We start from the raw sequence: 23,810 nt of genomic DNA on the forward strand, positions 1-23,810 counted from the left end.
CAACTTGTAGTATTTATTGAGTTCTTTGTCCCATGCCTCGGCCGCTTGTATCTGGCAATCAATCATTTCACTGGTAGTACCTGCAATTTCCAGGCATTCTTCAAGCTCTTCGTCTACAGAGCCGGCCTCCTGAGCGATAAGTGAATGTCCCCATACCAGCATGGTTATCAGTGGTAAAATACTTTTCATCATTTGATTATATATTTAGTCTGCTGACAAACGCCAACAGACTAAATATCTGATCTTTTTAGCTTTTTTGAAAGCTCCGGAAAAACTATAGTTTCCCGGAATTGACACTAATGATGATGGTGCCCGCCCTCTCCTTTTTTCATTTCCGAAAGGAGATAATAAGCGCCCCGGGTTACGATCTTCACATCTTTCATCAGTTCAGGAACCTCAGCAATCTGAACAAAACCCTGGTCTTTCTCCCCCGTCACTACCTGCACCCTTTTAAACGATGTGCCGTGTGCTTCTTCATGGTTCCCGGCCTCCTCCTCATGGCCATGCTCATCTTCCTGGACTGTACCTTTCTCATGTGCATCTTCCGTAAGTATGAAAATAAAAGATTTTCCTTCGTCTGACACCACGGCATCTTCGGGCAGCGCTACTATCCGCTTGTCTTCGGTATAGATCTTGGCCTCAGCATAGTACCCCCGGATGAAATCATGATTTTCATGTCCGATGTGTGCATGGACTTTAACAGTCTTACTCTGTTGATCAAAAGACTTTCCTACCAGGAACACCTCTCCTTTATAGCGTTGCTCTCCCATGGCAGGAACTGCAAAGCTGATCGGCTGCCCTACTTTAACTTCGGAAATATCCTGTTCAAAAACATTCAACTCCAGGTGCATGTGGTCAGTATCCACTATTTCGTAAAGCTCCTGCCGCTGTTCTGCAAAGGCTCCATTATGGACATTCAGGGCCGTAATATGCCCGCTCAAAGGGGCGCGGATATTTATGGTGGCGGAAATTTCGCCGGATGCTACACGTTTTGGGGAAAGCCCCATGTACTGCAACTGCTTTTCAAGTGCCTTTTTTCTGGCCATAGCCCCTTCATAAGCCGCACTGGCTGCCTGATATTGTTTTTTGGCCGTTACCCGTGCAGAATCCAACTGCTTTTGCCTTTGATATTCCGATTCGAGATAGCTCAGGTTATTGATCACACTCAAATACTCTTCCTGAAGCTTGATGTAATCCATATGTTCGAGTACAGCCAGAACAGTACCTTTTTTCACATAATCACCCACCAGGTAATTAGCCTTCTTCACAAAACCGTCCATTGGAGCAGATACTGCTGCAATATTTTGGGGTGGCAGGTCAAGTGTGCCGTTGGCCTTCACGTAAGCTGATATGTTGACCGTATCCATGCCGCCATATTGGAGGCCAGCATTGGCGATTTGTACGGCATTCAGCTCCACTACACCTTCCGCCTCTGCGTGTTCTTCTTCATCACCATGTACATGCTCATCTTGCTTTTCTTCGGCATGCTCATGTTCATGACCGTCTGATGATCCCGTTTGACCGCACCCTGAAAGGAGAAATGGTGCGGAAATGATTAATAATATATAGGTTAATTTAATCTTCATGCTTTTAAGTTTATCTGTTTCCGGATAGGTCATATTTCTCTAACTGCTTACCGGATAGCCGGTTGAGTTCAATTACAGCAAGGTTATACTTACTCAGGCTGTTGAGGTAGTCTGAACGTAAATCCAGGGCTTGCCCCATATTTTGAATGAAAGCAATGTAATCCACCTCTCCGAGTTTATAGCCGAAATGCGCTGTGCGTATTTGCTCTTCCGCAAGCTCAATACCTTCATTTTCATAAAACCGTAGGGATACCACGGCCTTTTCCAGTGCTGCCCTGGCCGCAGCGTATTGGCGATCCAGTATCAGTTCCTGCTCCCGGTACTCCTTTTCTGCTACCGATTGCCTGATCCGGGCTGCCTGCGTCCTGCCTTTTTGCGCAAAAAACAGGAGCGGTACGTTCAGCCCAATCCGGTACATGTAAAATCCTGAACGTTCATTGATGGTCTGGTCACTGTACCCGAGATTGATCTCTGGCAGGAATTGGGAACGCTGAACTTTAAAGGCCGCTTCTGCCACACTCCTGTTTTGCGAGTAAAACGCCACTACCGGGTTGCCGGCAAGGTCTCCTCCGGTGGTGAGCAAGGCCTCGTTGAACCTGTATAAACTATCAGGCCCTGGCGTAATATCCTTATCGGTATTCAGCCAGCTTTTCAAGGTTTCTGTTGCGGCCTCATATTCGGCCTGGGCCTGTTCAAGCATTACGGCTACCTTTTTGGCCTGACTGGTCGCTGACAACATTTCCAGCTTGCCCGTCTCCCCGGTGTCGAAACGTAATCGTGCTGCAGATTCAAACCCCCTGAATATGCTATCCTGCCGCCTGATCAGGGCCAGTTTACTCCAGGCCAGCAGCCAGTTGTTATAAGCAATGCTGGTCTGGGCAATCAACTCATTGGCTGAAATATCCTTGTACTGAAGGCTTTGATCCACCTTTTCCTGCTGGTATTGCAACTTTCTCAGGTAAGTAGTGGGAAAGTCGAAGTTTTGCTGAACACCATACGAAACTACTCCCTGTAATTCGGAACCGTTGGTTTCTTCCCGCTGGTGAAAAATACTGGTCTTATCAAAATCCCATGCTGTACTCCTGAGGGCCTTTTGCTCTTCTATTTGCAGGTCTGCTTTCTGTATAGTGGGATGGTTTTTCAGAGACGATCTGATGGCTTCATCAAGCGTAAGTGCTTGCAGGCTTTCTGCCGTCGATTGTGCCATTGCTATGTTCCCTCCCATTCCGGCAAAGGTGACCAAAACACCAATGATCAGAGCTCCCCCACTAGGTTTTAGTTTTACTCCTTTTTCAAGATAATAATACAAAACCGGCAAGACCACCAGCGTAAGTAGCGTTGCCGTGATAAGGCCTCCTATAACTACTGTGGCCAGCGGTTGCTGCACTTCAGCACCGGCAGAAGTAGAAAGCGCCATTGGCAAAAAGCCCAGAGAGGCCACGGAAGCCGTCATGATCACGGGGCGTAGCCTAATGTAGGTTCCTTTCATGATCCGTTCATGTACATCTGTCATGCCTTCTTGTTTTAAGGTATTAAACTCAGAGATCAACACAATTCCATTCAGCACGGCCACACCGAAAAGGGCAATAAACCCAACACCGGCCGAGATACTGAAAGGCATGTCCCTGATCCATAAGGCAAGTATGCCTCCGATGGCTGACATCGGTACGGCCGTAAAGATCAGCAGGGACTGCTTTACTGAGCGGAATGTGAAATACAACAGCACCAGGATCAGAAGCAATGCAGCGGGCACTGCAACTGACAGCCGTTCCCGGGCTTTGATCAGGTTTTCAAATTGCCCGCCGTAGGTGATGTAATAGCCTGCCGGAAGCTCCAGCTTCTCATCCAGCACCTGGCTGATTTCTTCCACCACGCTCTCGGTATCCCTGTTGCGGGTATTTACGCCCACTACTATCCTTCTACGCGCATCATCGCGTGAGATTTGGGCAGGGGCCTCTTTGAAACCAACTTCAGCAACTTCTTTGACAGGCACCTGACCTCCCTCGGGCAGCGGTATATACATGTTTTTTACATTATCTATATCCTGTCTGAAATCATCATCAAACCTGACCATCAGATCAAAACGCTTCTCCCCTTCGAACACCACTCCGGCCTGCCCTCCTGCAAATGCTGTATTGATGGCCTGATTTATATCCTCCACATCCAGTCCATACTGCGCCATTTTATTTCTTTTGTAGCTGATCAGGATTTGGGGCAGGCCTGTCAGTTGCTCTACCACGGTGCCTCCCACACCTTCCACCTGGCTGATCAGTGCATTGGCTTCATTGGCTTTTCGAAAGAGTATGTCGAGGTCTTCTCCGTATATTTTCACGGCAATATCCTGGCGCACACCCGTGATCAGCTCGTTGAAGCGCATCTGTATGGGTTGCGTAAACTCAGTGGCCACGCCCGGAACGGAATAAATTACCTGTTCCATTTTTTCAAACATCTCATCCCTTGACTTGGCACTCACCCACTCTTTTTTGTCCTTCATTACAATAATGATATCCGCCAGCTCCATAGGCATGGGATCGGTCGGGATCTCTGAGGTACCGATCTTCGTTACCACTTCCTTTACTTCCGGAAACTCTTCCATCAGCCGGTGCTGTAACTTTTCCGATACCTCTACCATTTGTTTCAGGGAAGTACCTGTAGGCAGTATCTGGTGTGAGGCAATATCGCCTTCGTCCAGCGTGGGGATAAACTCCCCGCCAAGGCTTGAGAAAATAAACAGGCTAACTGCAAAAAGTATGACTGCTGTTAAAATAACGAGTTGTTTTGTTTTTAAAGCAAACCTGATCACCGGTTCATATAGCTTGTGGAAAAAGTCCATGATCTTGTCAGAGACATTTCTCTTCACCACTATTTTCTTCTTCAATACCAGTGCAGACATCATCGGCACATAGGTCAGGGAGAGAATAAATGCTCCGAGAATAGCAAAACTTACAGTTTGTGCCATGGGCCTGAACATCTCACCCTCAATACCCACCAGGGCGAGGATGGGCAGGTAAACGATCAGAATGATGATCTCCCCAAAGGCTGCCGATGTTCTGATGTGCTTTGAGGCCAGGCCAACTTGTTTGTCCATTTCTTTCTGGCTCAGTTGCTGACCGTTAAACGTACTGTAAATGCGATGAACAATGGCCTCTACAATGATGACGGCCCCATCTACGATCAGCCCAAAGTCTATGGCTCCAAGACTCATCAGATTAGCTGATACGCCAAATACGTTCATCATGCATAAGGCAAACAACATGGACAGCGGAATTACCGAGGCCACCACCAATCCTGCCCTCAGATTGCCCAACAGCAGCACCAGGATGAATATTACGATCAGCCCTCCTTCTACCAGGTTAGTGGTTACAGTAGCTATGGCCCTGTCTATCAACTCGGAGCGATCCAGGAAAGGATCGATATGAATACCCTCGGGCAAACTTTTTTGGATTTGGCTGATACGTTCTTTTACAGCCTGAGTCACCTGGTAGGAGTTCTCTCCTTTCAGCATCAGCACGAGGCCTCCCACGGTTTCGCCCTCGCCATTCCGCGTAAGCGCCCCAAAGCGTGGGGCATGGCCAAACTGGACTGTGGCAACATCAGCCACAGTGATAGGTGTACCATTGACATTTTTGATCAATACCTCCTCAATTTCCCCGATCGAGTTCACCATACCTTCTCCCCGGATAAAATAAGCCGTATTGGTCTTCTCGATGTATGAGCCACCGGTATTTTGATTATTGCGTTCGATCGCTGTAAATACATCTGACACGGTCAGGTGGTATGCCCTGAGCCGTTCGGGGTCCAGTGCTATTTCATATTGCTTGAGGTACCCGCCCAAACTGCTCACCTCCGCCACACCGGGCACTCCGGCCAACTGGCGTTTTACTATCCAGTCCTGGATCGTACGGAGCTGCATGGGAGTGTAGGTGGTCTCGGCATCTTCATCCTGTACCAGCGTGTACTGGTAGATCTCACTCAGACCGGTAACCATAGGAGCCAGTTTGGGTGAGCCAAAGCCTTTGGGAATATTCTCCTCCGCCACTCTGATCTGTTCACTCACCAATTGCCTCGCCAGGTACGGGTCGACCTTTTTTTCAAATACTATGGTGATCACTGAAAGGCCAAAGCGCGATATTGACCGGATCTCTTCTACATCCGGTATAAACGACATGGACACCTCCAGCGGGTAAGTGATGAACTGCTCCACTTCCTGGGTGGCCAGGTCAGGAGACTGGGTGATGACCTGTACCTGATTGTTGGTAATATCAGGCACGGCATCCAAAGGTATTTTTGTAAGGGAATACAAACCCCAACCGATCAGGCCTATGACAAAAAGCCCAATGATCAGTTTATTCTTAATAGAAAAACTAATTATTTTATCAAACATCCATTCTTGGGTTAAATCGATTTAACTTCAACAAAATATGACAGGGCAGTCCTGTCCTGTAAAAAGTCATTGATTTAAGCCCGGGGAGGTTGGAAAAGTGAATCGGGAAATTGTGAGGAAAAAAATGATTTATAGCAATCCACTTTATCATCAACGATAAAATTGATCACTGTAGCAGGTATCTCCTGATTGAAGGTATAAAAAACAAAAGAATGGCAACATTGATGATCTCCCTGAAAAGGCAGGTTACTATGATCATTATTATCATCATGATGATCATCAACACTTCTTTGAAGATCGAAATAATCTTCCGCCAGAAACTGAAGGAAAGAAGCCCCTCCGTTACAGTCTTTATGCTGCTGATAATGCTCCAACAGATTAGGTAGTTTCTGCAACTCACAACAAATATCCATACTGGGTGCCAGCCCTCTTATCAGGACAAACGTGATCATGGCTATGGATATAATATTTCTCATCTGTCGCAAAACTAATGAAAAATGCCATGCAACGATACTGCAAGTAATATTTGTGTGACAAACTCAGCTAAATCACTAAGTAAAAACCTCACAAACTCCTGATTGCTACTTAAAAACACTATGCCGGTTGCAACTTGCGGGGTTTTACCACTTTCTTAGTAGCAGATTCGCTTTTGGGTGCTGATGACACTACGGGTTCTTCCTTTGCCTTAGGTTTCAGTTTCAGGAAAACCAAAAAGCTTATTATCGATGTGGTCAGCCAAAACGCATCCACCACAAAGATCTGCAACTGCTCCTCGTTGAATGTCTTCCATAGCCAGGTACCGGAAACGACGCCATTCGCAATGGGTATAAGAAAGCCCAGCACGCTGCCTGACAGCAGGCAGTATTTGTTGGTAAAGTAGTTGTCCTTTTTGATTGAAAATAAAACAGACAGCACCAGCCATGAAATAAAGAAGGTTTTAAAAATGAGCAGATGTGGTGTAGGGTCATTTACATCTTTAAACAATTTCACCACGGTAAAGCTCAGCGCAGTTACCGGATACATGCTTAATGAAATAGCCAGAAATATGGAGGCCACCCATTGATTTGATTTCCTCTTCCAGGGCGCAGTGCTCCTTTTCTCACGTGCCTCCGCCCAAAGCAGTACTCCTGACAAGATCACAAAGCAACTGATTATACCAAAAACAAAATAGATGATCCTGAGTCCATACCCTCCATAGCTGCCATAGTGAAGTTTGATCATCACGTCCTGAACGGCTGAGGCGTAGCTGGTGCTTTCATAAGGATCTTTTTCCCGCACAACCTCTCCTGTTGATGCCTGATATACTGCCTGCCCCAGGCCGGTAAAGCGACTTTCATCGTGTGGCTTTACTTCTACCACCACTCGCATACTGGCGTCTCCATAATTCTGGAGCACAACCTTGGAAACACTCACATCCTGCCACTTCTGTTCGGTTTTCGTTACCAGCTCGTTGATGCTGAGGTCATAATTTTGCGGGTCGTTGGCAAATGCCTGGGTTTCTGCTTCGGGAAAAATTTCTTTATACAGCTTTTCCGTGTCACCATCGTAGAAGAATGAGGTAGATGCTGCCATCATCACGGTAGTGCCGATAATCAGTACCGCACCGGTAACAGCATACATAAACTGGAAGGGCAACCCGATAACACCCAAAGCGGTATGGGCATCAGTCCATACGGTTTTCAGTTTTGCCCAGGGCCTGAACATATAAAAATTGCTGACCATCTTCTTCCAATGGACGATGATGCCGGTAACTATGGCGAACAGAAAGAAAAATGCCACAAAGCCGGAAAGCAGGTACCCATACGGATAAGGGATCTGGGCAAAAAAATGGAGCCTGTAAATAAATTCCCCAAGGGTAAAATCTTCAAAGTAGCTGTAGCTCTGCTGTGAGACAGGGTCCTGGTAAAGGAAAAGCCTGCGTTTGGCCTCATCTGCTGCGGTAGTATCCTGAGTCGGTGTGGCAGATACCATTACCCTGCGCTCCTGATGTATTTGCCTGAAAGTTATGTTTCTTCCGTACAAGGCATGGCGCGCTGCCAAAGTGTCAACAACGGTATCAAAGTCAATATCCATCTGAGAATCCTCTACAATAGGCTGTTGGCGCTCCCAGTTAATAATATCATCACGAAAGAAGCTTATTGACCCGGCAAAGAAGATCACAAAAAGTGCAACGCTGATGACTAACCCACTGACGGTGTGGGTATGAAAGAGGACGTTATAGATACGATTGCTCATTATATGGGAAGTAATTCAGGTGACTCGATTTTGGCAAAGTAAAGAATGGAAGAAAACAGCAGGATAGCGGCAAGGTATAATCCCCAGGCCTTCCAGCCGTTTCTGAACAGAAAGGGGATGATCATAAGCGCACCCCACAATATAAAGCCTGCAAATCTTAACGTAACAAGCATGACTGCACGGTCAGTGTACAGTGCCAGCACCATAAATAAGGAGCTGGTAATAAAATAGCCTCCGATAAAACCCGCCGTGATCTTGGCGAAACGTTGATGGAATGAAGGCGTCAGATGTTTTTTATTGGCTGGCATATCTACAGGGCTATTTCTAAAATGGAGCAAATCACAAGGGCTAAGGCAATGTTCCGCCGGGTCATTAAACCGAGCGGAGCCAGTATGATCACCAGACTGGAGACTACAGTGAGGATCATTAAATAGGCAAATATGCCAGACCCAACACCAAAAGTGACCATGCTTAGCACCAGTCCGGCCACCATACCTGCGATGCCGATCCTCTGGGTTTTGACACGGTGCTGCCGAAGCCATTGCACTACACCAGTAGCGGCTTTAAGTTCGGCCCGTTGAGAGGTTTGGTAACAACACCAAAATCCAAGGAATGTGACTAAAGTACTAAGCGTGACCATCATAATTACAGGGCTATACAGTAAGTGGCACAATGCCAGATAAATTCATAATCTTCGCCTTTGTAGGAGCCGGGAACCTCTTCTTTTTTTGTGGTTTCAACCGTGTATTTGGTCTTCCAGGGCAAAGAGAAGCTTACTTTTCCTTCTTTATCCGTGGTGAGTTTTTTACTCCACAGATCAGATACATAAATGTCTACCTCCTGCTCTGCCAAAGGCTCACCTTTGTAAAGTACCTGGAGTACTACGGATGAATTTTCCCCAGCCTGTTTATCAGAAGCGTTCACCACTACAAGACCGGCATTATTATCCGCTGCAGTAGGGGCAACCTTATCCCCTACTACTACTTTTGCAGTGGAATGATAGTGCGTTTTGAAGATACCGAAGTCATATTGCGTGTAATCTATAACGTCGATCTCGTTATTGTTAAGTACTACAGTATAGGTACCCTCCTCTTTGGGCGTGAAGGTACCCTGAAAGGCATTGTCTTTTACAGAGGTAGTGATGGGCGTTTTCTTCCCTGAAGGGGAGATCACCCACAGGCTGAAATTTTTAACATTCTCGTAGTTCTCCCCATTGGGGTCTTCAATTACACCGTAGGTATATTCACCAAAATACACTTTAACTACATGCTCCTTGTTTTTCTTACCACTCTCAGCGGTTTCAAGCCATAAATAGTGAGCAAATGAACTACTACCTGCCAGCAGGGTAAGCAAGAATGTGAATACTATTTTAAAATTTTTCATATGACATTTTATATTTTAAGCAGTAATGCCCCGGCCTTCACAGACCGGAGCAGTACGCTCTTATGGAACAAATTATTGCTTCAGGTTAAAGAACCCGTATACTGCACTTGCATCTGTGATCTCCGCTCCTTGGGTACCGGTGAAGTTTACAGGATCAACTTCGTAGATGAATATTCCCTCATCATTAGTGATTTTGATATAGATCATGTCATTGTCTACAATGAACTGATTGGCAAAAGTGGCTGTAGGCCCGCCGTAGTGTACCGGTACACCATCGATATAGTTTACAGTCTGCGCCACCACATCTATGATAGCCAGGCGTACATCCCTGCGTGTCCACTTATCCTCTGCCTTATGCTCTTTGAAACTGTAAATGCTGGCCAGCACCTTGTTGTTGCCCAGGTATTGGGTATTGCAAAGCTTGTAGCCACCGGTTGCGTCTTCGATGTTGAAAAAGTAGCTTTCATCAAACGTTGACTCACCGGCATTTATACGCAAAAAGCCTGAAGGGCGAGTTTCCTGCGGGAAACCTGATGAAATAGCAACGGTAGAAGCTGTATAGATATCATTGTTTTCAGTGTTGAAGATATGTCCCTGAGCAGCGTATGCGCCAATCGGACCTGTTCTTTCGTCAGTGATCACTCCCTGATACTCTAAGCCAGGGTATGAATAAATGGCTACATAGGCAGAGTCTGTCATCTGAGAGCTAAAATCGCTGGCAGCAATCTGGAAGAAAGGTACAAACAACTGATCTCCGCGATGTACCATGCCAGAGAAATATGCCTGCTCACCAGAACCTCTTGTAGGGGTAAATACACTGGTAGCTGACTCGCTAACCTCTCCTGTCTCTACATTAACCTTGTAGAAAGTAGCATTTTCAGACCCTCCTCTCGGGATATTCATAGCAATGAAATTTTTATCATCCACAGGGTAGAAAAGGTGTGTTCTACCCATAGTGAACTGGATATGCTCCTCAAGTTCGTCTGAGTCGTTAAGTTTATATACAGTAGCTACATTAGCGTCGGTATAAGTTACGGTAGTAAGATAAGCTCCTGTCTGCTGGTAGAAGTGGTAGCCTGACTGCTCCACGCCCTGGCCAAGCAGGGAAATTTCCCCGTCCATTAGTGAGTCGGTTGTTACAAGGTAGTCGGTGGTAACTTCACCGTCCCCGTTAGAGCGGATAGCCAGTGTGTATGCTCCCCCTTCTTCAACAGGCGCCACATTATCATCATCCTTGCATGAGCTCAGTATGGCTACAAAACCGAGAACGAAAAGTAAAATCCTTTTGTAATTATTCATGTTCATTTTAAGTAATAGTTTGTCTGTATTTATTTCTGAAAAAAGTATCTGAGTTTTACATAGTATGCCCTGCCCGGCTTTTGAAGCTTGAAGTTGTCGTACAGCTCTGCATCAAATAGGTTGTTGCAGCTTAGGGATACATTATATTTTCCTTTGTGTAGGGAGTAGTTGACATCAACGTTATGCGAAAACTGTCGGGGAATAGTCTTTTTGGTGTCGGAACTGCCATATTTGGCCCAGTACAGGAAGTATTCTTCAAAGAAACTTACACCATAGCCTATCCCCAGTTTGTCGTGTGAATATTTGACACTGCCAATATTCAGCAATGCATTGGCATTCGCGAAAAGATAAGGCTGGTTAGGCACCTGATTGTTGTACAGCGGGTTGGGTTTACCATCAATGGTTTTTACATCATTGCGCTGCTTTTGATACGTAACATTGGCCGAGAAACTGAATAATGACTTGTAAGCATACCTCATGCTGCCTTCCACACCGGCTACTTTTACTGCCGCCTCATTAGTGAAAGTAGAAGTGGGGTCTGAAGTACCTACACTGGCGCGAATGAACTGGTCTACATTGCGCTGTAAATAATTCGCTTCAAAATTAAAAATATGGTCTCTCCCAAAGTTGAGCTGGTACAGGGCTCCCACATTATAGTTCATGCTCTCCTCCGGCTCAAGCAACACGTTACCGGCAACGTTGGCACCGTCCCCAAATAGCTCATAGGCCTCAGGCATACGGTAGGCTTTCTCTACAGAGCCTTTTATCTGGAGCCTGATCCTCGGTATGCGGTATGAAAAGGCAGTACCATAGCCCAACTGCGACTGTTGCAGGCTGCGCTCCACACGTTCAGGATCAGTGTAGATATTAATGGTATAGTAAGTGACGCCATCCAGCATGTAATTTTTGGCAAAAAGCGATACCGTAAGCCTTTCTTTCCAATCAAATTTGTAACCTGCGCCTAAAATGGTTTTGGTAAGTACTTTAGGTTCTTTGTTGGAAAGCTCCAGGGGGTTGGCTTCATCCTCCCCTTTTCTGTCTACATTATTGACCGTGTAATTGACTACAAAAGAGTGCTTATCATTGAGGACATAGCTCAGGTTGGCCCTGCCTATAAATGAATTGTCCTTGAACTTATACAGTGTACGATTAAGCTCTCCGTCAGTAGGGTCAGCTTTTTCAATATAAGTACCATCCCAGTAGTAGGTGCGCGATGCCGTATCAATGGTTTGTACATAACCAAAATTGTATGAAGCGAAACCATTCAGTTCCAGACCTTCCACAAACAGGTTTGACTTTTTATAACGGAAAGTAGGCATCACCGTGGAACTTTTGCGAAGGCGTTGCCCATACACTTTTTCCATAGTAGCCCCCGTCTGCTGCTCCTTTTCACTTTCTGAAAGTATAATACCTACCAATAGCTGGTCTGCGAAGCTTTTATTGACCAACCCAACATCTACAATGGCCGATTTAGAATCATATGCATCATGAAAACGCTCTACCTCTTCGGTCTCTTTCAGAATCACCGACCCCCTCTTTTTATTTACATTTACTTTGTATGAGTTATCAGAGTAGTTTTGAAAAAGGTTTGCCCTTACCGTAAATCCTGTTTTGTCATTGGTATAACTGCCGTTGATGGAAGAGCGGTGCGTGTTGAATGAGCCATATGAATAGGAAACATCCAGGTATGTTTTTCTATATTGATTGGTGACTATATTTACTGCCCCACCCAGGGCATCAGACCCCAGCCATACAGGTACCACGCCTTTATAAACTTCGATCCTCTCCGCCATATTCACAGGCAGGTTATTGAGTGTAAGCGACGACCCGAAGTTTTCCATAGGCACGCCATCAAGAAAAAAGCGTACCTGGTTACCGTTGAAGCCGTTGAGTGAAAAATCAAACCTTGACCCCAAACCACCTGTTTCGCGGATACGCACCCCTGTACTCTTGGCCAGTACCTGGTTTACATCCAGGTTGAGGTTTTGCAGGGGCTTAGCATCAATGGATGAAACAGCGTAGGACTGCTCCCTCACCGCCGTGGCTTCCGATTTTCCCCATACCTGTACCTCATCAAGTTGCTGCACATCGGCAGCCATAGTAAAACCATGGCTATAAGATTTACCACCTTTTACCGTTACGGCCTTGGTTTGTGAGGTGAAACCCATCGAGCGAACCGTAAGTTTATACTCACCTTCCGGTACATTCTTCAATATGTAATATCCTTCGGCATCAGTTGTAGTAGCAAAGTCTGTAGACTCAATAATCACATAGGCAAAAGGAACAGGCTCTGATTTTTCATCTAGCACTTTGCCTTCTATAGTACCTTTGGCTGACTGAGCGTGCAGTACGCCGGACACCCAAAAGCAGGTCAGCAAAACAAGGCCGCCTCTGTAAATATTTGCAGTATTGAACCTCAGGGAAGAGGCTCTGAAAAGTAAAGTTCTGAGTGCGTAGTAAAAGATCATTCTTGGGGCGACGATTGCTCTTATTTAGACTAATTAAAAATTAAAGCAAAGCTATAAGCGTAGCAAATGATTATCAATAGCTATCCATAGGCAAATTGAGTCACTAGTAGTAGTGATTTTGAAATAGCTAATACGTTTTTACTTAAAGGTTTATGCTTTAAGCCGTGTATGCCTTTCGGAGTAGGCCTATGTTATTAAGTTAAGGCTTGGGTTTAGCCTGATCATACCCCTCCTTCTAAATCATTGGACAACATTATTCCTTAAAGTGGACTGAAAAGGCTGCTTGTTTTGTCCCTACAGGCCTGTAGTGAAAATATGACCTGACTGATCGTTCTACAAATATCTTATCCCCTGCGGGATTTTAATCACAAGACAGCATAGTGTCCTGCAAGGATATAATATTATAGAAAAACGTAAAGCAAGACAAGCCCTACAATGGGCACTATCCATCAGCAAAAGGTGAAGCCTTTTGTTATGGCATGCATCTGATCAAGGCCTGAAAGGCTGAAATTAACTACGGATTGGGATATTATCTACTGGTCAGTGCTATACAGCTACACACCGGTGGCTGTCCCCTGACAGCCACTTTTCGGAAATTAGCAAAGCCAGAGTTTAGTTTAGTTACCGTTTCTTTATCAATTCAAACTCTACCCATAACACGCTGAAAGGAAGGGCATTTCCTGAAATACCTCTAGGGCCACTTTATTCTTGTACCTTTAATAAATGAAATAGTTGATTTAACCCGGAGAGTATTAAATTTACGGCCATGATCTCTAAAAAGACCAAATACGCCATTAATGCATTGGTTCACCTGGCCAAACGGAAAGACGAAGGGCCTATTATTATTGCAGAGATTGCCAAAGCTGAGAATATTCCCCAAAAATTTCTGGAAGCCATACTGCTCGACCTGAAAAAGGCTGGCATACTGGCCAGCAAAAAGGGCAAGGCCGGTGGCTACTACCTGCTCAAAGCCCCTGAAGATGTAAATATGGCTGACGTAATGCGGCTTTTCGACGGGCCTATTGCTTTGCTGCCCTGCGTCACATACATGTACTATGAGCGCTGCGAGGAGTGTAAAGATGAAGAAACCTGTGGTATCAGGGATGTATTCCTGGAGGTAAGAAACAAAACTGTTTCCATGCTCAAAAAATCTACACTTCTGGAAATCATCAGGCGCGAAGGCAAGCAGAAAAGGCCGGAGAACGAAGATTAAAAAATTTAAATCTTTACTCTACTAAATAGATAGACTTAATATTTTACTACCTTTGATGGCCAAAAATCCGGCACTAATATTTTATTGGTAAAGGGCGACTGCTTTTTACCCTGAGTATTAACTATTTAACCATTAAGCCCAATGTCCACGGATGCCATTATTACCCTTTGCGTAGTTTTAGGTGCTGTTATCCTCTTTGCTACGGAGATCCTTTCCATCGATCTGGTGGCGTTGTTGATCATGGTTTCACTTATTCTTACCGGGGTAATAACGCCCGAAGAAGGTGTTGAAGGCTTTAGTAATAAGGCCACCATAACCGTAGCATTTATGTTCATTCTGAGTGCTGCACTGCTGAAAACCGGGGCTTTACAACTACTGGCTTTCCGGCTATCTAAAGTTTTCCGCTACAATTTCAATTCGGGCATCATCCTCATGATGATACTTATTGCTATCATTTCGGCTTTCGTCAATAACACACCGGTCGTAGCTGTATTCATACCCGTCATTATCCAGATAGGCAATGCCTCCGGCCAAAGTCCATCTAAGATGCTGATCCCGCTGTCATTTGCTTCCATTTTTGGAGGCACCTGCACCTTGATAGGAACCTCTACCAACATCCTGGTCAGTGGTATTGCGGAAAAAGCAGGCCTCGACCCCATCTCCATGTTTGAGTTAACTCCCATGGGGCTGGTTTTTCTTGCCGGTGGCATTCTTTACATGGTATTTGTTGGTATCAGGCTTTTACCTTCCCGCAAAGAGGAGAAAGACCTCGCAGAGAAGTTTGGCCTGCGGGACTATCTCACTGAAATTGAGCTGCTTGAAAATGGCGATTCGGTAGGCAAGAAAATCATGGATTCGGAGCTGGTCAAAGAACTGGAAATGGACATCCTGGAGGTGAGGAGAAATGAGCATGGCCGCTTCACGCTACCTCCGGGCGACTTTGTATTGCAACCCCACGACATACTAAAAGTCAAATGTAATGTTGACAAGATCAAGTCACTAAAAGGCCGTGCCAAGATCCTGGTCAACTCTCAGGTAAAAATTGGTGATGATGACCTGAAAGGAACCAACTCCACACTCATTGAAATGGTGATCACTTCCAATTCGGAGGTAGATGGTAAAACCCTGAAGGAAGTGGATTTCAGAAGGCGGTACAGGGCTACTCCACTGGCCATCAAGCATCGGCAGGAAGTAGTAAGGGACCATCTGTACAATGTGCCGCTAAAGGCTGGTGATGTGATACTGGCTGAAGTTAAAACACACTTTGTAAAAGAGCTAAAACAAATGGAAAATGAGCAGGATGCTCCATTTGTATTACTGTCAGAAGATTCCATCACGGATTTTGACAAGAAGAAATTTACAATCGTTATGTTTTCCATCCTAAGCATTATTGCGTTGGCTACTATCGGGGTGGTGGATATTATGGTAGGCGCTATCAGTGCTGTTTGTGCGCTGGTGCTGTTGAAATGCTTGTCCATGAGAGAGGCTTATGAGGCTGTGAGTTGGAAAATAGTGTTTTTGCTGGCCGGAGCCCTAAGCCTGGGCACGGCCATGAGCAACACCGGACTAGATCAGATCATAGCCCAAACGCTCGTAGGCAACCTGGGGCACTGGGGGCCTGTGGCTATAGTTTCCGGCCTCTACCTGGCCACATCGCTGATCACGGAGATCATGTCAAACAATGCTGCGGCCGCTCTTTTGGCTCCCATAGCCATTGCTACCGCTCAAAACCTGGGGCTGGAGCCTACGCCTTTTATCATGGCAGTTACTTTTGCCGCATCAGCAAGTTTCATGACACCCGTTGGCTACCAGACCAATACCATGGTATACAGTGCCGGCCAGTACCGGTTTATGGATTTTATAAAGGTGGGCACATTGCTAAATATCATGCTTTGGATACTCGCGACTATATGTATTCCTCTTATTTACGGACTTATTTAGGAAATCAAATTCAACAAATTGCCTCTACTTCTAGGATTTAGTTGAAAAAGAATCGAACCAGTATTGAATATAACAGCCTGATGCGGTAACAGAATCAAAACTCCCTCTTCCGGCACGGAGAGGGCATTCCTACCAATGTCGGTCTACAGACCTCTGCCGGGTGAGGTGATACCCAGAAAGGTGACGGCCTCTGTTTTGAGCTTTACCTCAGTCAGTGCTACAGAACAGTAAAGCTTTACCAAACTTTGGGAAGTTTAGTAAAGCCGCGATTTAGTTCTGCAAGCTTCTCATTCTAAAATTAAATATACCAACCTGAAAGTAGTGGTGCGCTTAGTAGCATTACGCTTCACTCCAGGTACTATAAATTTTTAAGCTCCTTCTGTAGCCTTTTAGCGCCTTTGTTGATGTCCTTGCCAACTTTTCCAGATTCCTTCTGCACCTTTTTTCCTCCTCTTTTTAGCTCCTTACCGAGCTGCCTAAATTCCTTTTCCAAAGCATGGAGCCAAACGTTAAACTTCAACTCGGCTTTTGCCTTTGCAATGCCCTGCTTCCCCTTCTTCCATACGGCCCGTTGTCCTTTCTTCACTTTCTGCGTTTCTGATGAGGTTTTCAGTTCTACCACGCCTTCCTCCACTTCTACTTCCAGCTCATCGGCAGCAGTTTTTACGTTAAATTCCGTCCCCAGCACCCTTACCTCTCCATGGGCTGTTTTAACCACAAAGGGAATATTTGCTTTGGTCACTTCAAAGAAGGCTTCTCCGGTAACTTCTATAGTTCTTGCTTCAAAATCTTTATCATAATCTACTGCACTATGATGGTTTAAATACACTACAGAGCCATCGGGTAATTCTACGACTTCAAAATTGTCACCTGTCTCTATGGAATGCCCCGCGCACGCCCCGAGAAGCAAGGCCGGCACAACAAATATGAGGATCTCTTTTAACCTGTTCATATAGCTTTGACTTTTAGGAATTTCAGTTAATCTAATCATGGTAATGTTCAAATAGCACATGCCAATGCCTGTACCCCTAAACCGGACCAACTATAAACAACCGGTATTTTCTGAGTTTTGGGCTTGCATGACTGGCTTTATGCCAGCATTTACTTACCGCCTGAGCGGCTAAAATCTATATTACTATATTTGCAAAGCATTACTTAAAACAAACCTAATATTAATATGAAACTTTTAAAATCAACCGCCTGGCTACTCCTCGTTACAGCGGTGCTATTCAGTTGCAACAAACCCGAACAGCAGCAGACTGAAACCGCCCCGGAGAAAGAGAAGGAATCTTTTGAGTACCTGGCCGAGCAATTTGCTGACCTGAAGATCATCCGGTATCAGATTCCCGGCTTTGATCAACTGACCACCCAACAAAAGACATTGGTATACTACCTCACGCAGGCCGGTCTGGCCGGTCGCGACATTATGTACGACCAAAACTACAGGCACAACCTGAAGATCAGGCATGCCCTGGAAAACATTGTAAAAAACTATACCGGCGATAAGGAGAGTGAGGACTGGAAAAATTTCATGATCTATGTAAAAAGGATCTGGTTTTCAAACGGTATCCACCACCACTATTCGAATAACAAGATCATGCCGGATTTCTCACGCGAATACTTCAACTCCTTGCTAAGCGCTACCTCTACCGAGCTTGACAGTGCTGTTGTTGAGGTACTTTTTAATCCTGACATTGATAATAAGAAAGTGAACCTTGACCCTGAAAAGGGCTTACTGAAAGGTTCTGCAGTTAACTTCTATGCCCCGGATATTACAGAAGCAGAAGTGGATGCTTATTACGCGGCCAAAGTTGACAAACAGGATGAGACCCCTGTTTGGTATGGCCTTAACTCAAGAATGGTAAAAGAAAACGGACAGCTTAAAGAGCAGGTTTATAAAGTAGGCGGTCTGTATGGGCCTGCCATAGAGAAAATAGTGTACTGGCTGGAAAAAGCTACTACAGTAGCTGAAAATGAGCAGCAAAAGAAAGCGCTGGAGCTATTGATCAAATACTACCAGACAGGCGACCTGGAAACCTGGGATGAATACAACATTGCCTGGGTAAATGCCACCGAGGGAGACATCGACTACATCAACGGATTCATCGAGGTGTATAATGACCCTAAAGGCTACAGAGGTTCTTACGAATCCATAGTAGAGATCAAAGATTTTGAAGCTTCCGAAAGAATGGCCAAGCTTTCTGCCAATGCGCAGTGGTTTGAGGATAACGCTCCTATTCTGGAAGAGAACAAAAAGAAGGATGTAGTGGGTATTACTTATAAAGTAGTAAATGTTGCCGGTGAGTCCGGTGATGCTTCGCCTTCTACCCCTATTGGTGTTAACCTGCCTAACTCTGACTGGATCAGGGCGCAGCACGGTTCCAAGTCAGTAAGCCTTGGCAATATCGTTTCTGCCTATGACGGCGCTTCCGGCACGGGTATGCTTGAGGAGTTTGCCTTTTCTGAAGAGGAAATAAAGCGAGCCAGGGAATACGCTGAACTGGGTGATAAACTTCATACTGCCTTGCACGAAGTTATCGGCCATGCTTCCGGTAAGCTTAATGAAGGTGTAGGCACTCCCAAGGAAACATTAAAAAGCTATGCTTCTGCACTGGAAGAAGGACGTGCTGACCTGGTAGCGCTTTACTACCTGATGGATCCTAAAATGGTGGAACTAGGCTTGATCCCGAGCCTGGAAGTGGGAAAAGAAGAATATGACAGCTACATCAAAAATGGCTTGCTGCTCCAGCTCAGGAGGCTTGAAGAGGGTGAAGTGATTGAGGAAGCCCACATGCGTAACCGCCAGATGATCGCCAAGTGGGTGTACGAACAAGGCAAAGAGGAAAACGTGATCGAGAAAAAGACCAAAGACGGAAAAACGTACTTTGTGATCAATGATTATGATAAGCTAAGGGTTCTCTTCGGTGCACTGCTAAAAGAGATTCAGCGCATAAAATCCGAAGGTGACTATGAGGCCGGCAAGAACCTGATCGAGAACTACGGTGTACAGGTTGATCAGGAGCTGCACAAGGAAGTGCTTCAAAGGGTGGAAAAATTGAAAACCGCCCCTTACGGAGGCTTCATTAATCCGGTACTTGTACCTGTTACTGATGAGTCAGGAAATATTACAGACATCAAAGTTGAGTACCCTAAAGATTTTACCGAGCAGATGCTATATTATGCTGAAAATTACTCGAACCTTCCGGTTGAGTAATTAGCAGAGTAACAAAGTTAAAAAGCCCGTTTCGGTATCTCCGAAACGGGCTTTTTAATACTCCCGGAAGTGCATAAAGTTTATTTCTTCCTCTTACATTTTTTATTCAAATCTTTCGTGTATGCTTCCGTAATAGGCCTGCCTCCTAATACCGCGCATTTATCATAGTATTTCCAGGCATTGTTGCAGTCTCCTTTTATCCAGTAGACAATAGATAGCTTAAACAGTGTATTCTGGTCTTGCGGATCAAGAGCATATGACTTTTGCATGTAGGTCACTGCAGAATCAAGACGGGCCAAGGCAGCACCTTCATCGACAGGTTGAAGGGTATAATACTGCGCCATATGATACGTTCCATAATCCGTCAACAGGTGCGTACTTTCAGGGTTTTCAGCTAAGCCGGTTTTATATTGTTTCTTTGCTTTCTCGTAATCCCCAATGGTCATATAAACAGCAGCGTAACCCCAATATATGTCATTATTGAGGCTATCGAGCAGATAGGCCTGATTGAACCGGTACATGGCAGTCTTTACATCGCCACGGTACAAATAATTAAACCCCAGGTCGATCATATGATTTGAAGCAGCAGTCCTGTTTCCGTTAAACTGCTCCTGCTTCATCACTTGTTCGATAAATACTGCATCCGACTCTTTTTGCTGTTCGGTCTTAGGCAGAAGACCGTATTTGGGGAGTAGCCTGCTGTTTGTTTTTGACAATTCTTCCCACTTTGCAGGGGTTATTTGCTGGGCAAATAAGGTGGTTGACAGCAGGGTAAATACAGATATGAATATCCTTGTCATTTATTTATTCATTCATTAAAAAAACCGACACAAGCTAATTATTTCTGAATGTGTGTACAAGCAGATAAGGGATTAATAAACAGCATAAAATAAATAGGGGCCGCTGCTTCTGGTCTGAGATTCCAAATATTTTCTTCGCTACACTCCGAAAATTTTAAAATAATACGGCATTGGGTTAGTAACTACTTTCATTTAAAATGCGTCTGCTCAACTGTTCTGCAAATTCTGCTTCCATATAGAGCTCATGGCCTTTATCCGGCAAAATATCGCTGGTTACGTTCATTTTATCGAACCATTCCTTTGACGGAATAAATGGATCATCCTCTCCAAAACAGAGTACTATTTCACTTTCAGGTCTCATGGTTTCATACCTTAACCTTGTGGACGATATACAGTAGAGCGATTCAACCTGACCACCTTCAAGCGCAAATTTCCAGGCAATAGTTCCCCCCACACTGAAAGCGAGTACCGTTACATTTGACTGCTCCAGAACTAGCAACTGCTCAACAGCCCTGTCAACACCTCCATCAACAAACTGCCAGTGCAACACCTCCTGCTTATAATCAGATGTATCAACCCCTCCCAACTCGCAGCAGTCGTAGTACCTGACTTCAAATTTTTCTTGCAAGGGTCGGATGTAGTGGTTTACCCACTCAGAGCGTTCCCTACCCCAGAGGTCGGAAAGTATGACGAGTTGTTTTTTCATATGCTTCAATAGGGTTAAAGATAATTGTGGAGTGTTGGAACCCATTCACTTTTGCGAGTATTCTTATGTCTGGCCAGACTAATGCAGAGGCCCTGCTAGAAAGAGAGGTCGTGAGATACTTAATTAGCAATTCTTTTATTTAAAAGTGTGTGGATTACCTTAAAATCCCTGATGTTTTGAAACTTAAACTTCACATTGTAGTGCGTAGTATCAATTTGTAAAATCCTGAATGAGGTTTTTATCATCAATATGCAATTAATAGTATCATATGGAATATTAACAGACTTTTCGCCTGATATTTCAATAGCATTATCATTAAATGTCACTTTACCATTTCTCCAACTGAGTTTGTCAAGGATATACCCAACAGAAATAAAAATAATACCTAAAGTTAACATGTGAAAAAGAAAATCTGCGGCTAGTTTAAAAAGGTACAGCGTATATAATTCCAGAGGCAACACTTGCCCTATTGAAATGCCAAAGAATGTCAGCACTAAAAGAATGATCCCAAACCAATATGGCCATCGCGCAATCTGCTTTAAATTGGTCGGTTCATATTTAAGCTCGAACTTTACCGGATACATTATTCTGTTTTATGATCACTACTTTAAATTACCAATTAGAAGTTAAAACAAAACCCAAGCCCAACTCTGAAAGAGTCAAATCCATCAGCAAAAGGTGAAGCCTTTTGTAATTAGAGCACTCCTAAATAAAGGCCTGAAGGGTCGTAATGCTCCATCAATACTGTTCAGTTAATGCTTCACTTCAACGGCCTGCTTATTTTGTCCCTACAGGACAATATGATCTTAATGGCTATGCTACAAATATTTTATCCCAACGGGATTATCACTGTAGAAAGGATTCGTCATTAATTTTAACAACAAGACAGCATGGTGTCCTGTAAGGGTATAACATTTATAGAAAAACGCAAAGCAATCTGTAAAACAGAATTGCCATTTCAACCAACTTTTACCCCACTTATCCTGGGACGCTATTGCAAACAAGAAGCCAAAATTCAGCTCTGAAAGAGCCAAATCTATCAGCAAAAGGTGAAGCCTTTTGTAATCAGAGCAGTCATAAATAAGGCCTGAAAGGTCGTAATGCCTTCGTCAGAGGTGTTACCCACTGTCTGTGGCTACTGAGCGGTTAAGCTTTACCAAACTTTCGAAAGTTTAGTAAAGCAGCTTTTTAGTTTTGTTTGTTGCTACTCTTATGTAGCCTTAAGAATTAGGGGTGGGAAACCAAAACTTACATGCCGCTCATTTAAATTATTCACTAAAACGGGCTGTTCTCAGAAAAGAAAAATAATTAAAAATAAGGCTATCAATAAATTATAACTTTTACAGAAATCAAGCTCAAATCAAAAGCGTTCCAAATAGTACACCCTATTTTATTTTCATTGTTTTACTAATCCTGCTCATGTAAATTTAGAACTGCTAAAACCAATAAATGCTACGATTATGAAAAAGAAGTTAAAACTTAAAGATCTGAAAGTTAAAAGTTTTGTAACCCTTAACAAGATCAGAGGTGGAGCTGACCGCTGCACTGGTTGTGATTCTACATGCGGCATCCTGCCTCCGACAGGAACTGTTTGTGAGTAAAATCTGAGGTGCCTGAAAGGGCACCTTTTTAATATCCCTCGCAGTTAACATAAGCTAAGAAGCATCTCAGAGGACTTAGACAACCCGCAATTCCGAAGTGATTGCGCCACTTCACGCTTAGTTTTAGGAGGGTTCTTCAATCGATTCACCATTTTATTAAAAGCGACGCAGGAAAGCTTTTTATTCAATTGTATCAGATTCGAAACTAATTCATCGGGGCTCTGAATTTCAAGGTCATATTTTTCAACAATTGTACCAGGAAAATCTTTCAAATTGTTTGTCACAATCAAATCAGCATTACACTTGATAGCTGCCGCAACCACATGCCTGTCATCTTTATCAGGAAGCCTTAGACCTTCTATTAAATCTTCATAATTTTCTACCGCAGCATCCGGAAAAGCAAGGTTCATTGCTCTTACGGTTTTAAACAGTACTTCTTCTTTCAAATCATCCCGCCTTTTTAACAAATTCCTCACCCACTCATCCTGAATCTCCTTTGTCCACTTCGGCTTAAACAGCCCTTCTGCTGCCATAGAAAGAAGAATGTCTCTAACAGGAGCCGGGTATAAAACACACGCATCTAAAACAACTGCAAACCTTGGGGAATGGATCATTCGTAGCCAAGATTTAAATCTTGCGCTTGTTTGGCCAGAAAACCAAGTTGTTTTTCACGCTCTGTTTTTAAACTTTCCTCATAATTTAGAATATCCTTCAACAATATTCTTCTATGACTCCCCACTTTTTTGAATGGAATAGCTCCAGCCTCCAGTAATTTAACCAGATGAGGCCTGGAAATATTAAGCATATCCGCCGCCTGTTGTGTACTTATTTCCGAATCAGAGGGGATTATAGATATTGATTTGCCCTCGGCCATATTTTGAAGAATAGCAGAGAGCAGAGCTAGTGCTTTTTTGGGGATAATGATATTCTCACCTGTTTCCTGAATTTTAATTTTAACCCCTTTAGCTTTTGACCCTTTA

The 23,810-nt window shown here is 44.3% G+C and carries 20 protein-coding genes; 4 read left to right on the forward strand and 16 right to left on the reverse strand.

Annotated elements, in window-relative coordinates; genetic code table 11:
- From E1163_RS30665 to E1163_RS20760, 10 genes are all read right to left on the reverse strand, one after another.
- Positions 1–192, reverse strand: a 192-nt coding sequence (locus E1163_RS30665; RefSeq protein WP_185156156.1) for a lysozyme inhibitor LprI family protein, incomplete at its 3' end; no start/stop codon positions are given.
- Positions 193–296: 104 nt separating this feature from the next.
- Entirely contained in the window at positions 297–1,586 is a 1,290-nt protein-coding gene (locus E1163_RS20720; protein WP_155174376.1) for an efflux RND transporter periplasmic adaptor subunit, read from the reverse strand.
- Positions 1,587–1,596: 10 nt separating this feature from the next.
- Complete coding sequence (locus E1163_RS20725; RefSeq protein ID WP_155174377.1) at positions 1,597–5,970, reverse strand: CusA/CzcA family heavy metal efflux RND transporter; 4,374 nt, start codon at positions 5,968–5,970, stop codon at positions 1,597–1,599.
- 74 nt (positions 5,971–6,044) lie between these two features.
- Positions 6,045–6,446 carry a hypothetical protein gene (locus E1163_RS20730; protein ID WP_155174378.1) on the reverse strand — a complete coding sequence of 134 codons (402 nt, stop codon included), beginning with the start codon at positions 6,444–6,446 and terminating at the stop codon, positions 6,045–6,047.
- A 118-nt stretch (positions 6,447–6,564) separates the two neighbouring features.
- Entirely contained in the window at positions 6,565–8,205 is a 1,641-nt protein-coding gene (locus tag E1163_RS20735) for a PepSY-associated TM helix domain-containing protein (protein ID WP_155174379.1), read from the reverse strand.
- Positions 8,205–8,513, reverse strand: coding sequence for a hypothetical protein (locus E1163_RS20740; RefSeq protein ID WP_155174380.1), 309 nt, complete (start codon positions 8,511–8,513; stop codon positions 8,205–8,207). The genes E1163_RS20735 and E1163_RS20740 overlap by 1 nt, the downstream gene beginning before the upstream one ends.
- Before the next feature lie 2 nt (positions 8,514–8,515).
- On the reverse strand, positions 8,516–8,848 hold the full coding sequence (locus tag E1163_RS20745) for a hypothetical protein (RefSeq protein WP_155174381.1): 333 nt from the start codon (positions 8,846–8,848) through the stop codon (positions 8,516–8,518).
- 2 nt (positions 8,849–8,850) lie between these two features.
- Entirely contained in the window at positions 8,851–9,588 is a 738-nt protein-coding gene (locus tag E1163_RS20750; protein ID WP_155174382.1) for a DUF4198 domain-containing protein, read from the reverse strand.
- Between the two features lie 72 nt (positions 9,589–9,660).
- Entirely contained in the window at positions 9,661–10,887 is a 1,227-nt protein-coding gene (locus tag E1163_RS20755; RefSeq protein ID WP_185156157.1) for a DUF4374 domain-containing protein, read from the reverse strand.
- Positions 10,888–10,916: 29 nt separating this feature from the next.
- Positions 10,917–13,355 (reverse strand): TonB-dependent receptor, encoded by a 2,439-nt coding sequence (locus tag E1163_RS20760; RefSeq protein WP_155174384.1) that lies wholly within the window; start codon positions 13,353–13,355, stop codon positions 10,917–10,919.
- Positions 13,356–14,121: 766 nt separating this feature from the next.
- Between E1163_RS20760 and E1163_RS20765 the strand changes: the two genes are divergently transcribed.
- The gene (locus E1163_RS20765; protein WP_155174385.1) at positions 14,122–14,568 is read left to right on the forward strand and encodes an RrF2 family transcriptional regulator; all 447 of its coding nucleotides are present in this window, start codon (positions 14,122–14,124) and stop codon (positions 14,566–14,568) included.
- Between the two features lie 141 nt (positions 14,569–14,709).
- Positions 14,710–16,509, forward strand: a complete 1,800-nt coding sequence (locus E1163_RS20770; RefSeq protein WP_155174386.1) for an SLC13 family permease — start codon at positions 14,710–14,712, stop codon at positions 16,507–16,509.
- A gap of 358 nt (positions 16,510–16,867) precedes the next feature.
- On the opposite strand, the gene E1163_RS20775 is transcribed toward E1163_RS20770, so the two are convergent.
- Positions 16,868–17,461 carry a FecR family protein gene (locus E1163_RS20775; protein ID WP_185156158.1) on the reverse strand — a complete coding sequence of 198 codons (594 nt, stop codon included), beginning with the start codon at positions 17,459–17,461 and terminating at the stop codon, positions 16,868–16,870.
- 225 nt (positions 17,462–17,686) lie between these two features.
- Here E1163_RS20775 and E1163_RS20780 point away from each other — a divergent pair, with 225 nt between their 5' ends.
- The gene (locus E1163_RS20780; RefSeq protein WP_155174388.1) at positions 17,687–19,723 is read left to right on the forward strand and encodes a dipeptidyl-peptidase 3 family protein; all 2,037 of its coding nucleotides are present in this window, start codon (positions 17,687–17,689) and stop codon (positions 19,721–19,723) included.
- A gap of 80 nt (positions 19,724–19,803) precedes the next feature.
- Here E1163_RS20780 and E1163_RS20785 read toward each other — a convergent pair whose 3' ends face one another.
- The 3 genes from E1163_RS20785 to E1163_RS20795 all read right to left on the reverse strand — a co-directional run bounded on the left by E1163_RS20785 (position 19,804) and on the right by E1163_RS20795 (position 21,813).
- Positions 19,804–20,523 carry a tetratricopeptide repeat protein gene (locus tag E1163_RS20785; protein WP_155174389.1) on the reverse strand — a complete coding sequence of 240 codons (720 nt, stop codon included), beginning with the start codon at positions 20,521–20,523 and terminating at the stop codon, positions 19,804–19,806.
- A 175-nt stretch (positions 20,524–20,698) separates the two neighbouring features.
- Complete coding sequence (locus E1163_RS20790) at positions 20,699–21,229, reverse strand: alpha/beta hydrolase (RefSeq protein WP_155174390.1); 531 nt, start codon at positions 21,227–21,229, stop codon at positions 20,699–20,701.
- 119 nt (positions 21,230–21,348) lie between these two features.
- Positions 21,349–21,813, reverse strand: a complete 465-nt coding sequence (locus E1163_RS20795; RefSeq protein WP_155174391.1) for a hypothetical protein — start codon at positions 21,811–21,813, stop codon at positions 21,349–21,351.
- A gap of 876 nt (positions 21,814–22,689) precedes the next feature.
- Between E1163_RS20795 and E1163_RS20800 the strand changes: the two genes are divergently transcribed.
- Positions 22,690–22,830, forward strand: a complete 141-nt coding sequence (locus E1163_RS20800) for a pinensin family lanthipeptide (protein ID WP_155174392.1) — start codon at positions 22,690–22,692, stop codon at positions 22,828–22,830.
- A 44-nt stretch (positions 22,831–22,874) separates the two neighbouring features.
- On the opposite strand, the gene E1163_RS20805 is transcribed toward E1163_RS20800, so the two are convergent.
- Together E1163_RS20805 and E1163_RS20810 are read right to left on the reverse strand one after the other, a co-directional pair.
- Positions 22,875–23,444, reverse strand: a complete 570-nt coding sequence (locus tag E1163_RS20805; RefSeq protein WP_155174393.1) for a PIN domain-containing protein — start codon at positions 23,442–23,444, stop codon at positions 22,875–22,877.
- Positions 23,441–23,810: excisionase family DNA-binding protein (locus tag E1163_RS20810; RefSeq protein WP_155174394.1), on the reverse strand; the 370-nt coding region annotated here is incomplete at its 5' end. The genes E1163_RS20810 and E1163_RS20805, both read right to left, overlap by 4 nt.

The sequence above is a fragment of the Fulvivirga kasyanovii genome, from assembly GCF_009711405.1.
GTDB classification, from domain to species: Bacteria; Bacteroidota; Bacteroidia; order Cytophagales; family Cyclobacteriaceae; genus Fulvivirga; species Fulvivirga kasyanovii.